Source organism: Streptomyces sp. NPDC093260, assembly GCF_040683715.1.
GTDB classification, from domain to species: Bacteria; Actinomycetota; Actinomycetes; order Streptomycetales; family Streptomycetaceae; genus Streptomyces; species Streptomyces sennicomposti.
Window position 1 is genome coordinate 249348 of sequence record NZ_JBFBEK010000007.1, and the last position, 13196, is coordinate 262543.

A 13196-nucleotide genomic window follows, 5' to 3' on the forward strand; every position below is an offset into this window, starting at 1 on the left:
ACCCCGTTCGCGGCTCTGGGCGGTAGGCCGAGTAGGCGGAAGCGGCAGCCGATCACCGTGACGGTGCTCAGAGGGTGACACCGGCCCGCTTGGCCAACTTGGTCAGCCGCTCGTTACTTCGCTTGTGCTTGGACGAGCACTCGGGTCAGTTCCATACTCGTCGGGTGGACGGCCGTTACGCGAGCGGGCACGTAGGGTCGGGGTGGTGACGGTTCGGGCAGCACACCAGGTTGAGCGAGACGATGTTGCCCGGCCGGTTGTAGTACACCCAGCTCACGTCCACGCCGACCGGCAGGACATCCAGCACGTATTCGCGTCTCGTGTCCAGGCTCGCGTACGCCTGACGCCCGTCCTCGCGCTGCATCGGGGGGTTGTCAAGAAAGTGCTTGACCATCCAGTCGAGAGCCGCTGTGGCATCCGTCCAGGTGCGCTCATGGGCCGCCTGGTTCCGCTTCATCAGCCAGTGCCCGGACATCATGGGCGGCAGGTTCGAGGTCGGGAACTCGGCCATCACTTCGCGGTACCGCTGAAGGATGCGGATGGCCACCTTGTCCTCGTCCGAGGCGGGAGGAGCAGGGGGGTCAGGATGCGGAGGCCGCCGGTCACCTTCCCGGTGGTAGCTGTCGGGCGATCCGATCCACGGGCCGTAGCCGTGGAAGTGTCCTGTCCAGCTCATGCGCGCCTTCCGAGAGGGGAGGGCGGGCCGCCCTGATGCGCGTAGGACGACCCGCCAGGGATGAGAGGTTTAGCAGGGTCAGGCGGTGAGGCCGCGGTTCTTCACCCAGCCGAGGGCGAAGTCGTCGAGCTCGGCTGCGGTGAACCGCAGTTCCTTGCCGGCGCCCTCGGGCTTGGAGTCGCGGACCATGAAGGAGTCGGCGGCGCCGGGGATCGCGGCGAAGTCGACGCAGCCCTCGGTGCAGGGGCCTCCGCAGAAGTTCGTCGTCTCGATGCCGTCCGCCGGGAGGGTGTAGAGGTTGCTGTCCATCGGGTAGTCCTCTCTGGTGCTGCGATGCGGAGATGCGGTCTCCGCGCCGTGGTGCACTTGCCGACCCACCCCGGCCCGGCCTTCCAGTTCCTGGCTGGGGTGGGCGCTTGGCTCCGCTCCGGAGGGGTGTGGCCGTGGGGGAACGACCGGGGAGTCACCTCGGGGACGGATGTTCAGGTGGTCAGTCGCCAGTAGCCGGCCATGACCGATACAGAGGCGAGGATCATGAGCCCCTGGAAGATCCGCTGACGCCAGCCGAGCGGGCGCCTGTGCCTACCTTGCGATCGGTGAAGATCCCGGCCGCCAGAGCGGCCATGAGTCCGAGCAGGGCGATCACGTACATGACCTGCTGCACCTTGGAGCTCACGCTGCACCGGTCCCGCTCCTATGGGTGTAGATACACAGCAGTCGGCGCGTCAGGTCGGCGACCTCGCGCATGAAGACGTAGGCCGTGAAGACCGGTGCCTCCGCACTGGGGCGGTTCTTCAGGTCGAGCACCTTGTACGCCTTGCGAAACTGGGCCATCACCAGCTCGTCCTCGTCGGCGCCCAGCTCCTCGCCGAGGAGGAGTTGCAGGTGCCCGATCAGGGCCGGTGTCCTGGCGTTGATGTCCTCGCGGGTCGAGGTGCCTAGCCTCATGGCGAGGGCCGCGTCGGTGCTGTCCGTGATCAGCTCGACGTCGATCGGTACGCCGTCTTCGGTCGCCCTCGTCACTTCGAATCTGCTCGTCTCGGTCTTCACGGCGTGTCCCTCGCTGGCTGACGGCGGTTTCACCGGACGGAGACCAGCGTTCCGCGCGAAAGGCGTGCGGACCACGGCGTTCATGGGTCAGTGTTGGGACATCTCTGGGACATGGGACAGGCGCCATGATTGAGAGCTGCAAGTCCCGGGGAAGGGGGCCTGCATGAGCATCGCCAACAGGCGTAGGGCTCTGGGCCTCACCCAAGAGGGGTTCGCCGAAGCGGTAGGCGTCGACCGGCGCACAGTAGGCCGGTGGGAGACGGGCAAATCCAGGCCCCAGCCTCCCCAGCGGCCCAAGGTCGCCGAGGTGCTACAGATGGACCTCGACGAACTCGACGCCTTGCTCGCCCCGGCCGAGGTGCTGCCGAAGCCCGCGCAGTTAGCGTCGGGTGTCCACCACGGCCCAGGGGACCCAGACGAGATGATCCGACGCGAGTTTCTGCGCCTCTTGACGGTGTCCGGTGCGGTCGCTGCCATACCTGCGGGCGAAGTGGAGGCCCTGGCGGATGGCGCCGACGACTTCGGGCGCATGAATGGCCACCTGTGGCAGGTCTACCAGCTCGCCCGCGCCAAGCACTCGGTGTACCCCGTGGTGCAGTCCCAGCTCACCGCCTTGAACGATGCCCTGCGCGATGGGCGGGCGCAGACGGGCTCGCTCTGCATCGCGGCCGGCGACCTGTTCCAGTTGGCGGGCGAGCTGGCCTTCGACGCCAACCGGTACCACGATGCCGCCGCCTCGTACGCGCTCGCGGCCAGCGCGAGCAAGGAGGCCCGCGCCTACGACCTGTGGGCGTGCGCCCTGATCCGCAGCGCATACGTAGACCTCTCCGAGCGCCGTTACCGGCAGGCCGCGGACGCTCTCGGGGCCGCGCGGCGCGTCGCGCTGCGCGGAGACAGCAGCCTGGCGACCAAGCACTGGGCCGCAGCCGTGCAGGCTGAGGCGTTCGCCTGGCTCGGCGACTTCGACGCCTGCGAGGAGGCTTTGGACGAGGCCGAGAAGGTGGCCAGCCTGAGCGGCCAGGTAGCGAACGGCGGATGGCTGCGCTTCGATGGCTCGCGCTTGGCGGAGGAGCGGGGCGCCCGGTACTTGCAGCTCAACCGGCTCGGCTTGGCCGAGACCGCCCTGAAGGACGCGCTGAAGCTCGCTCCCTTGGCCGCTGGCCATTCCTTCCGGCGGCGGGGCGCGGTGCTCGTCGACCTGGCCGCCATCGGCGCCAAGCGAAAGGATTCGGAGCAGGTCATGCAGTACGGATTCGAAGCCCTGCGCCTGGCGCGAGCCTCCGGGTCCGGCTACGTCGCCCGTAGACTCCAGACGCTGACTGCCGAGCTGGGCACCTTGGGGTGCGACCGGCACATCGCCGAGTTGAAGGCCGAGATCGGCACCCTGACGGCATGACGAGAGGGGATGGCATGACGACCGAGGGCGCGCGAGTCTTTCGCGAGGCGTGGATCGCTGGAGTGCGGAAGCATTTCCCTGGTGAGCCGAAGCCAAGCTACGTAACTCCGTGGGAAGAGACGCCTGAATGGGAGCGTGAGGCTGCGGGCGCCGTGTATGAGCAGGTGCGTCAGTTCCTCGAACTGAGCGCCGGGCATGCCTCCCGCCTGTCGCGCGAGCAGAAGGGACGATTCGTCGCGACGTGTTGGACGGCGCAGATGTTCAAGCACTTCGAGGACCCGAAGCCGGGGTACGTGGCCGATTGGCCTGATCTGCCGGACTGGCAGAGGGAGACGGACTCAGGCATCTTCGAGGCCATTGAGAAAAGTCTGAATTAACGCCTACCGATTCATGCTCGCGAACAACCCAGCTGTGAGTCGAACCTCAGCGCCCTGATCTTCGGCGGCACCAAGCTCGCCGCCGCCTTCCGCCGCCGCAAGCGCCTGTCGGCGTGGGCGACCTCGGCGGCCGGCGCGCTGTTCCTCGGGTTCGCGGTCAAGCTGTCGCTGGCCAGCGCGTAACGGACAGCGGCGCGGGCCGGCCCGCGCCTCCCGCGCGCCGGCCCCGGGGGCTCTCGCGTCCGGCGCCGCCGCCGTCAGCGTCCCACCGCGCGCCCCAGTGCGCGGGCGCGCCGCGCCATCCGCCGTACCGTCGCGTTGCGCGGTATGAAGGCCAGTTGCGCCGGGACCCCGCCGGGCAGCGCCAGCGAGGTGAGGCGGCGGCGCTTGAAGTAGCGGCGGGTGTGCCCGTCGAGGTGTGCGGCCAGGTACCGTTCGGCGGCCGGGCGCAGATCCGGGCGGATCTTCGGCTGCATCGCGAACGACACCGCTTCCACCAGCTCCGTCAGCTCCCCGGCGGTCATGCCCCGCCGCTGCCCGGTCACCGCCTCGCCGTCGTCCAGGTCGGGCAGCAGCGCGTCCACGATCGTCACCGGGACGCGGTTGCTGTTCTCGTACGGTGTCAGCCGCTCCAGCAGCGCGCCGGTGCCGGTACGGGCGACCGGCAGCCCGTACAGCGCGGCGGCGGTGAACAGCCCGGTGGAGAAGCAGCCGGCGACCAGCGCCGGACGGAGGCGCTGGTACAGCACCTCGGCCAGGACCGGGGCGTCGAGCACCGTCAGTTCGGCGCCGAGCCGCTCGGCCTCCCGCTCCAGCGCCCGCGACCAGCGGGCCGGTGCGGACGGGTGCGGCTTGAACACCACCCGGGTGTGCCCGAGCCCGACCACGCCCCGCAGCATCCGCACGTGCAGGGCCTCTTCCTCCTCGGCGGTCAGGATGTCGAGCGCGGCCAGGTACTGCCCGAGCAGCAGCGCCGGTTCCTCCGGCAGGGCCGGCAACCCGGGTGCGGTGTCGCCGAGTTCTGCCAGCACCTTCGAGAAGGCGTCGGTGGGGACGAGTTCGGGCTCGACGCCGAACTCGGCGAGCAGCACCGGCGTGAGTCCCGGCACCAGGTCCAGGTGCAGCAGACGGTCGATCCGGGTGCCGACCAGCGGGTCGATCTTGTTGCGGGTGGGGCCGTAGCTCATCAGGCCGTCGGCGTAGACGGTGACGGGGGCGCCGGTGAAGATCTGGCAGACGGCGAGGGCCGGGTTGACCTGGATCGACTCGACGGCCAGCTCGACCTGGTCGTCGCCGAGACCCCACAGCAGCCGCAGATACCGCTCCCACAGCGGTACGTCGTCCGGGCGGGGCGCCCAGCCGGAGGGGTGGAAGGGCGAGATGGTCTCGTTCCACGACAGCACCTCGTCGAACCGGTCCCGCAGCCGCTCGAAGCCGGGCAGTTCGTCCAGCGGGGCCGTGGTCTCGGGCGTCGCCGCGTTGTTGCAGACGAGCAGGATCCGCCGGCCGGCCGCCGCGAAGCGGTCGGAGTCGAGGGCGGCGGCGAGCGTGGCGGCGCCGTACAGCGTCGAGGCAAGGAAGATCTGCGTCCTCACGCGGCGGCCCCCGTCGCGACCGGGCGGCGGCGCAGTCGGCGCAGCCGGGTCGCGCGCTGCACGTCCATGGAGTCCAGCGCCGCGTCCAGGACGTCCTGCGGCATGCGCCGCAGGGCGGCCGCGCTCAGCGACTTCAGTTTCCGTGCCACTGCCGGTTCGAACCTCTCGATGGTGCCCAGGTGATGGGAGATGATCGCGCAGTACGTGCGCACCGCCTTGGGCAGCAGCTGGTCCGCGTCCGCGTCCTCGGCGGTCTCCCGGACGACCTGGTCGAAGGCGCGCAGGAAGTCCAGCTGGCGCACGTCGCCGATCTGCGTGAGCGAGGAGGCGACACCGCGCCGGTAGTGCACGCCGAGCAGTCCCACCACGGCGAAGGACTCCGCCCGCCGGTGCAGCCGCCAGATCCACGGCCGGTCCTCGGCCGTGCGCAGGCCGTCCGTGAAGTGCAGCAGGCCCCGGTCGACCAGACGGCGGTGGTAGATCCCGGCCCAGGCGTAGGGGTAGTCGACGGAGGTGGAGCGGTCGGCGGGCAGGATCGCCGAGCGCGGGTCCAGCACCACCGAGCGCCGGCCGTGCGGCACCCGGTGCACCGTGCGCGTCCGGCCGGTGCACTGCACGTGGTCGCTGCGCACGAAGTCGCAGCCCAGTCCCTCGATCGCGGCGAGGAGACGGGCGTAGTAGCCCGGGGCGAGCCAGTCGTCGCCGTCCAGGAAGGTCAGGTACTCGCCGCGCGCCCGGTCGATCCCGGTGTTGCGCGCGGTCGCCAGCCCTCCGTTCCGTTCGTGGCGGACGTACACCGCGCCCGGCAGTTCGCGTGCCGCGCGCGCGAGAATGTCCGGTGTCTCGTCACGCGAGCAGTCGTCGACGAGAATGAATTCGAAATCGTCGCGCGCGTTCGCCCGCAGGCTGCGCAAAGTGTCGGGCGCATATTGCTGCACGTTGTAGCAGGGCACGACGACGGAGAGTTTCACCACGTGAGGGACGTTAGGGCGTGGTCCCCGCACGCGTCTTGACCCGCGGTTTGACCAGGGGTGAACGGAATGTGACGATGCCGTGAACCAGGTTTCGCGCACCGCCGGAACGGACCTGATTCGCCGTCCGGCGGTGTGCTGTTAACTGTTTGTTGCCGTCGGGTTGGGCCGGACCTAGAAATGCCTTCCTACGGTTCTCGACGTGCCAGCAAGAACGCAGAAGACCCCGCGGGTCGCCGTTCTCGCGGATTCCGACACCCGGTGGAAATGGGGCGCGCTCACCGCGTCCCGCGTCGCTTCCGCCCCGCCGGAGGGCCCGGCGGACCCGGCCGGACCGTCCGGACCGGGTGAAGCGGACCTCCGCCTCGACGGATACCTCCTGCGGGGCCGAGCCACCCCCACCCCCCGCCAGCTGACGGAGGTCGGCGTCCGCGCCGACTCGCTGCGCGAGGTGACCGCCGTCGAGTTCCTGCACGCCATGGCGGCCGACGCCGACGGCGAGGAGCCGTACGACGTCCTCGTGCTCGCCCTGGTGGGCGGCGGTGTGCAGGCGATGCTGCACGGGCTGAAGCGGGTGTGGGGGGAGCGCGCGCGGCGGCCCGTCGTCGTCACCGGCTACGTCGGCGTCGTCTACGAGAAGCTCGCCGACGGTCTGCTGCTGCGGCACGGGGCGGACCTCGTCCTCGCCAACTCCCGCCAGGACGCGGAGCGGTTCCGGGCCGTGTACGAGGGGGTGGGCGCGGATGCCTCGGCGGTCACCGAGGTGGCGCTGCCGTTTCTCGGCGGCGCGCCCTACGCCGGGCCGAACGACCCGTACACGGTGGTGTTCGCGGCGCAGCCCTCCGTCCCGGCCGGCCGCGCGGACCGCGCCTACCTGCTGGAGCGGCTGATCCGGCACGCCCGGCTGCATCCCGAGCGCGAGGTGCTGCTCAAGCTGCGCTCCCGGCCCGGCGAGCACACCACCCACATCGAGGAACTGCCGTACCAGAAGCTGGCGCAGAAGACCGTCCTGCCCCCCAACCTCCACCTCGTCTACGGTCACATGGGCAGCGTCCTGGACCGCACCGACCTGCTGGTCACGGTCAGCTCCACGGCCGCGCTGGAGGCGCTGCACCGCCGTGTCCCCACCGCCGTACTCACCGACCTCGGGGTGCGCGAGGCGCTCGGCAACCACCACTTCACCGGCTCCGGCTGCCTCGCCTCCTGGGAGCAGCTGGACGCCGGACACCGCCCGGTCCCCGACGAGGAGTGGCTGGCCCGACAGGGGGTGGCCGCGGGCGGCTCCGCCGGGGGCGCGGCGGTGGGCGGCCGTGCTTGCGCCGATGCCGCCTCCGGCGGCGGGGGAGGGGCGTACGCCACCGCCTTCGACGCGGCCCGCGAACGCATCGCGGAGCTGCTCGAGGCCCCCGGCGGGCTGCCGCCCCTCGACCCGTACTACACGGCGGCGACCGCGCCCGGCTATCTGCCCGGCATCCTCGCCCGCCACCACCTCGGCCCCGACGGCGCCCCGCTGCCGGGCGCCCCGGCGGCCGGGCGGGAGCCCGGCCCGGTGCGGCAGATCGTGCGCCGGGCCGCCCGCGGCGCCTACCGGCACGGCGTCCAGCGCGTCGCGCCCGTCATCCGGCGCATGGGCGAGCTGTGACCGGCTCCCCGGCCCCGCGGCGCACCGCGCACGCCACCCAGGCCCCACGACAAGGAGCAGCCCGCATGCCCCACTCCGAACCGCACCGCTCGGCGACGACCGGGCCCGCAGCGGCCCGCACCACGTCGGACGCCCCGGAGACGGGCATCCCGGCGGAGGGTCCCCCGGCCGAGCCGCCCTCCGCCGCAGCGCGACGGGAGGCGGACACCCCTTCGGCGGGCGCCCCCTCCACAGGTGTCCCGGCGGCGGGCGCCCCGGCGGGCAGCCGCCGCGCCGCGGTGCCCTCCGACCCGGCGGCGCGGCCGGAGCCGGTCGGCCAGGGGGCCGGGGCGGCGGCCTCCGTGCCGCGGGTGCTCGTCGTCATACCCGCGCGTGGTGGCTCCAAGGGCGTGCCCGCCAAGAACCTCGCGCCCGTGGGCGGCGTGCCGCTGGTCGCCCGGGCCGTGCGCGAGTGCCGTGCGGCCCGCCTGGTGACGGACGTGGTCGTCTCCACCGACGACGCCGCCATCGCCGCCGCGGCCCGCGAGGCCGGCGCCGACGTGGTGACGCGTCCGGCGGCGATGGCCGGCGACACGGCCACCTCCGAGGCGGCCGTACTGCACGCCATGGACGCCCACGAGGCGCTGCACGGGGCCCGCGTGGACGTCGTCCTCCTCGTCCAGTGCACCAGCCCGTTCCTCGCCCGCGAGGACATCGACGGGGTCGCCCGCGCGATCGTCGGGAACGGCGCCGACACCGCCGTCACCGTCGCCCCCTTCCACGGCTTCGTCTGGCGCGACGCCGACGATGTCCTCGCGGGCGATGCCGCGGCCGTCGGCGGCGGCTACGGCGTCAACCACGACAAGTCCGTCCGCCCCCGTCGCCAGGACCGCCCCCAGGACCTGCTGGAGACCGGCGCCGCCTACGCGATGACCGCCGACGGCTTCCGCGCGCACCGCCACCGCTTCTTCGGCCGCACCGAACTCGTGCGCACCGACCCGGCCCGCGTCCTGGAGATCGACGATCCGCACGACCTGGCCCGCGCCCGCGCCCTCGCCCCCCTCCTCGACGCCGGCCGGCGGGGCGCCCTGCCGACGCTCGCCGACGTCGACGCGGTCGTCCTCGACTTCGACGGCACCCAGACCGACGACCGGGTGCTGATCGACTCCGACGGGCGCGAGTTCGTCTCCGTGCACCGCGGCGACGGCCTGGGCATCGCCGCCCTGCGCAGAAGCGGCCTGCCGCTGCTGATCCTGTCCACCGAGCAGAACCCGGTCGTCGCCGCCCGCGCCCGCAAGCTGAAGCTGCCCGTGCTGCACGGCATCGACCGCAAGGACCTCGCGCTCAAGCAGTGGTGCGAGGAACAGGGCATCGCGCCCGAACGCGTGCTCTACGTCGGCAACGACGTCAACGACCTGCCCTGCTTCGCCCTCGTCGGCTGGCCCGTGGCCGTCGCCAGTGCCCACGACGCCGTACGCGGCGCCGCCCGCGCCGTCACCACCGTCCCCGGCGGCGAGGGAGCCGTCCGGGAGATCGCCGGCTGGCTCCTCGGCCCCTCGCTGACCCCGGCCGGACCCCGCCCCACCACCGGACCCCATCCCACCGCCGCATCCCTCACCAGCAAGTAAGGACCCCGCCATGAGCACCGACTCCCGCATCCGCACCCTCGGCGCCCGCGAGGCCGGCCCCGGACGCCCCGTCTACATCACCGGCGAGATCGGCATCAACCACAACGGCGACGTCGACAACGCCCTCAAGCTGATCGACGCGGCCGCCGCGGCCGGCTGCGACGCCGTGAAGTTCCAGAAGCGCACCCCCGAGATCTGCACCCCGCGCGACCAGTGGAACGTCGAGCGCGACACTCCCTGGGGCCGGATGACGTACATCGACTACCGCCACCGCGTGGAGTTCGGCGAGGAGGAGTACCGCCGGATCGACGCCCACTGCAAGGAGAAGGGCATCGCCTGGTTCGCCTCGCCGTGGGACACCGAGGCCGTCGCCTTCCTGGAGAAGTTCGACGTGCCCGCCCACAAGGTGGCCTCCGCCTCCCTCACCGACGACGAGCTGCTGCGCGCGCTGCGCGCCACCGGCCGCACGGTCATCCTCTCCACCGGCATGTCCACCCCGCGGCAGATCCGTCACGCGGTGGAGGTCCTCGGCAGCGACAACATCCTGCTCTGCCACGCCACGTCCACCTATCCGGCCAGGGCCGAGGAGCTGAACCTGCGGGTGATCAACACGCTGGAGAAGGAGTACCCGAACGTCCCGATCGGCTACTCCGGCCACGAGACCGGCCTGCAGACCACGCTGGCCGCCGTCGCCCTCGGCGCGGTCTTCGTCGAGCGGCACATCACCCTCGACCGCGCGATGTGGGGCTCCGACCAGGCCGCCTCCGTCGAGCCGCAGGGCCTGGAGCGCCTGGTCCGCGACATCCGGGTGATCGAGGCCTCCCTCGGCGACGGCGTGAAGAAGGTCTACGACTCCGAGCTGGCCCCGATGAAGAAGCTGCGCCGGGTGGCCGGGGCCGTCGCCGAGGCGGAGATCGCCGCCGCGGCGGGCGAGCCGGTCGCGGTCTGAGCCCGGCCCGGCCGGCACCCCCACATCCCCTTACGACGGAACGGTCGTGCGTCGATGAGCCCCCACACCCTCGCCTTCGTCGAGAGCCCCGTCCAGCTCCTCAACGTCCTGGAGTGGGCCCACACCCAGGACCTGTCGTGCGACGACCGCGCGCCACGTGACGCCCGGGACCCGGATGCGGGGGACACGGGGGGCCTCAGGGGGACACGCCATGCCGGCGCCGATCCCGTCGGAGCGGCCGCACCGGGCGGTGGGGCGGGGCGTCCCGGCGGGCTGATCCCGGCCCAGTCGCGACGCCGGGCGCCGGGCGTCGCGGACCCGGACGACGCGGCGGCCCCCGTACCGGGCATCACCTTCGTCGTGCTCTCCCCGACCGATCCGATGACCCGCGGGCAGCTGCGGCGGATGGCCGAGCTGGCCCGGGAGGAGGGCCACGAGGTCCGCTGGGAGGAGGCGCGCGGCGGGGCCACCGCGCCGTTCAAGACCGTCGGCGGGCTGCGCCGCCTGCTGCGGCGGGCCGAGAGGGTGGTGATGGGCGACCCGTTCTCCCGCTACGTGCAGCTCCTGCTGACCATCACCCGTGCCCGCGACCTGGTGGTCGTGGACGACGGCACGGCCACGATGGAGTTCGTCGCCCAGCTCGCCCGCGGCGAGCGCCTGGTGCGCTGGCACCGCAAGGGCCGCCGCCTCGGCCTCCGGGACCTGCTGTTCGCCCCCGTCTCGGCCGCCGCCCGCCGTCGGCTCACCCCGCAGGGGAGCGGGAGCGACCGGGGCCGCCGGGTGGAGGTGTTCACCGCCATGCCGATCGACGAGGTCCCGGAGGGCGTGCTCGTCGGCGGCAACGACTTCGCCTGGACCCGCGCCCGCTTCGGCCCGCCCCGCCTCACCTCCGGCGCCGACCTGGTCGGCACCTCCCTGGTCGAGACGGGCGTGGTGGACGGCGACCGCTACCTCGACGCCGTCCGCGCCCTCGCCGGGGCGTACGGCGCGACCCGGTACTTCGCCCACCGCCGCGAGAGCGCGGACAAACTGCACCGGCTGGCCGTGGAGACCGGCCTGGAGGTGGTACGCCCCGACCTCCCGCTGGAGCTGATCGCCCGGCGTGGCCCGATCGGCCGTACCGTCCTCAGCTTCCCCTCCACGGTCGTCCACACGCTGCCCCGCGCCCTGGCCGGCACCCCGGTGCGTGTCGCCGTCTGCGACATCGACCCGAGCTGGCTCACGGCCACCGCCTCGTCCCGCGCCCAGGGCTTCCTGTCCGGGGTGACGGGCACGGCCCGGGACGTCCACCGCCTGGCGGTGGTGACCCCGGCGTGAGCTGGGTCGCGGATGGCCCGGTTGCCGGACATGGCGCGCGTGGCGGTGGCGAAGCGTGGTATGCGTGGAGAAAAGAACAGTGGGGCGGGTGCCAGGGACGAGGCGGGTGCGCCGGTCCGGGGATCCCGAGATCCGCTCGGCCGCGCAAGGCGGGCGAGTGTACCCAGCCCCGTAGACCGCCATGCGTCCGCGGCCGGTTTTTCTTCCCCTAACGGGCTGAACTTTTCTTGATCGAGGGTCAGTTGACCGCCCCGGCGTCATACCCTTCAGAGGGTGAAGCAACTGATGTCCCCAGAGTCCGAGGTCGATCTCCCCGCGGAAACCGTCCTTCCCGGCACGCTGCCGGAGGCGCTGTTCGCCGAACTCGTCGCGTTCCGTCGCGACCTGCACATGCATCCGGAACTCGGCAACCAGGAGTTCCGCACCACCGCCGCGATCAAGGCGCGCCTGGAGAAGGCCGGGCTGGCGCCGCGGGTGCTTCCGTCCGGGACGGGACTCGTCTGCGACATCGGTGACATCGACGAGACGGCCGGTCCCGCCGCCGGGACGGCCGGCGCGGACGGCTCCGGCGGGTCCGCCGTGGCGGCCGTGACCGGTGCGGGAGCCGACGGCACGGCCGTGGACGCCTCCGCCCCGCTCGGCGTCCTCGCCCTGCGCGCCGACATCGACGCGCTGCCCATCCCGGACAGCAAGACCGAGTGCCCGTACCGCTCCACGGTCCCCGACCGGGCGCACGCCTGCGGCCACGACGTGCACACCACCGTGGTGCTCGGCGCCGGCCTCGTCCTGGCCGACCTGCACCGCGAGGGCCTGCTGCCCCGGCCGGTGCGGCTGGTGTTCCAGCCGGCCGAGGAGGTGCTGCCCGGCGGCGCGGCCGAGGCGATCAAGGCGGGCGTGCTGAAGGGCGTGGGCCGCATCCTCGCCGTGCACTGCGACCCGCGGGTGGACGCCGGGATGATCGGGCTGCGGCAGGGCGCGATCACCTCCGCCTGCGACCGGCTGGAGGTCTCGCTGGACGGCCCCGGCGGGCACAGCGCCCGCCCGCACCTGACGACCGACCTCGTCACCGCCGCCGCCCGCGTCGTCACCGACGTGCCCGCCCTGGTCGGCCGCCGGGTCGACACCCGCGCCGGGCTCGCCGTCACCTGGGGCCGGATCGAGTCCGGACACGCCCCGAACGTCATCCCGCAGCACGCCGAACTGGCCGGCACGGTGCGCTGCCTGGACATCAACGCCTGGCGGCACGCGCCGGACATCGTGGTCGCCGCCATCGACGAGGTCGCCAACCTGCACAAGGCCAAGTCCGAGATCAACTACGTGCGCGGGGTGCCGCCGGTCGTCAACGAGCCGGAGGCCACCGAACTGCTCCGCGCGGCCATGACGGTCCGGCGTGGCGCGGCCTCCGTCGAGGGCACCGAGCAGAGCCTCGGCGGCGAGGACTTCTCCTGGTACCTCGAACGCGTGCCCGGCGCGATGGCCCGCCTCGGCGTGCGCACCCCCGGCGAGCGCACCCTGCGCGACCTCCACCAGGGCGACTTCGACGCGGACGAGTCCGCGATCAGGGTGGGCGTGGAACTCTTCACGGCCGCGGCCCTCCTCCACCCGACCCACTGAAG

General features: G+C 72.6%; 12 protein-coding genes and 1 pseudogene. 8 read left to right on the forward strand and 5 right to left on the reverse strand.

Annotation, left to right across the window (positions count from 1 at the left end; translation table 11 throughout):
* Positions 1 to 175: 175 nt before the first annotated feature.
* From AB0N63_RS12020 to AB0N63_RS12030, 3 genes are all read right to left on the reverse strand, one after another.
* The gene (locus AB0N63_RS12020; protein ID WP_365527504.1) at positions 176 to 676 is read right to left on the reverse strand and encodes a hypothetical protein; all 501 of its coding nucleotides are present in this window, start codon (positions 674 to 676) and stop codon (positions 176 to 178) included.
* Between the two features lie 78 nt (positions 677 to 754).
* Positions 755 to 985, reverse strand: coding sequence for a DUF397 domain-containing protein (locus AB0N63_RS12025; RefSeq protein WP_365527507.1), 231 nt, complete (start codon positions 983 to 985; stop codon positions 755 to 757).
* A gap of 363 nt (positions 986 to 1348) precedes the next feature.
* Positions 1349 to 1726 (reverse strand): hypothetical protein, encoded by a 378-nt coding sequence (locus tag AB0N63_RS12030; RefSeq protein WP_365527510.1) that lies wholly within the window; start codon positions 1724 to 1726, stop codon positions 1349 to 1351.
* A gap of 163 nt (positions 1727 to 1889) precedes the next feature.
* Between AB0N63_RS12030 and AB0N63_RS12035 the strand changes: the two genes are divergently transcribed.
* The 3 genes and pseudogenes from AB0N63_RS12035 to AB0N63_RS12045 all read left to right on the forward strand — a co-directional run.
* Positions 1890 to 3122: a helix-turn-helix domain-containing protein gene (locus AB0N63_RS12035; RefSeq protein WP_365527511.1), complete on the forward strand. Its 1233-nt coding sequence runs from the start codon at positions 1890 to 1892 to the stop codon at positions 3120 to 3122.
* Between the two features lie 14 nt (positions 3123 to 3136).
* Positions 3137 to 3499 (forward strand): hypothetical protein, encoded by a 363-nt coding sequence (locus AB0N63_RS12040; protein WP_365527514.1) that lies wholly within the window; start codon positions 3137 to 3139, stop codon positions 3497 to 3499.
* Between the two features lie 45 nt (positions 3500 to 3544).
* Positions 3545 to 3682 (forward strand): annotated as a pseudogene (locus AB0N63_RS12045) (leucine efflux protein LeuE); the annotation flags it as partial.
* A gap of 74 nt (positions 3683 to 3756) precedes the next feature.
* Here AB0N63_RS12045 and AB0N63_RS12050 read toward each other — a convergent pair.
* A complete protein-coding gene (locus AB0N63_RS12050; protein WP_365527517.1) occupies positions 3757 to 5094 on the reverse strand; it encodes an alpha-2,8-polysialyltransferase family protein in 1338 nt (445 codons plus the stop codon).
* Complete coding sequence (locus AB0N63_RS12055) at positions 5091 to 6068, reverse strand: glycosyltransferase family 2 protein (RefSeq protein ID WP_365527519.1); 978 nt, start codon at positions 6066 to 6068, stop codon at positions 5091 to 5093. Before AB0N63_RS12055 ends, AB0N63_RS12050 begins: the two co-directional genes overlap by 4 nt.
* Before the next feature lie 199 nt (positions 6069 to 6267).
* On the opposite strand from AB0N63_RS12055, the gene AB0N63_RS12060 reads away from it, so the two are divergent.
* From AB0N63_RS12060 to AB0N63_RS12080, 5 genes are all read left to right on the forward strand, one after another.
* Positions 6268 to 7707, forward strand: a complete 1440-nt coding sequence (locus AB0N63_RS12060) for a DUF6716 putative glycosyltransferase (RefSeq protein WP_365527522.1) — start codon at positions 6268 to 6270, stop codon at positions 7705 to 7707.
* A gap of 65 nt (positions 7708 to 7772) precedes the next feature.
* The gene (locus AB0N63_RS12065; RefSeq protein ID WP_365527524.1) at positions 7773 to 9314 is read left to right on the forward strand and encodes an NTP transferase domain-containing protein; all 1542 of its coding nucleotides are present in this window, start codon (positions 7773 to 7775) and stop codon (positions 9312 to 9314) included.
* 10 nt (positions 9315 to 9324) lie between these two features.
* Positions 9325 to 10263, forward strand: a complete 939-nt coding sequence (locus AB0N63_RS12070; protein WP_365527527.1) for an N-acetylneuraminate synthase family protein — start codon at positions 9325 to 9327, stop codon at positions 10261 to 10263.
* A 54-nt stretch (positions 10264 to 10317) separates the two neighbouring features.
* Complete coding sequence (locus AB0N63_RS12075; RefSeq protein ID WP_365527528.1) at positions 10318 to 11580, forward strand: hypothetical protein; 1263 nt, start codon at positions 10318 to 10320, stop codon at positions 11578 to 11580.
* Positions 11581 to 11865: 285 nt separating this feature from the next.
* Positions 11866 to 13194, forward strand: coding sequence for an amidohydrolase (locus tag AB0N63_RS12080; protein WP_365527627.1), 1329 nt, complete (start codon positions 11866 to 11868; stop codon positions 13192 to 13194).
* The last annotated feature ends 2 nt before the right edge of the window (positions 13195 to 13196 follow it).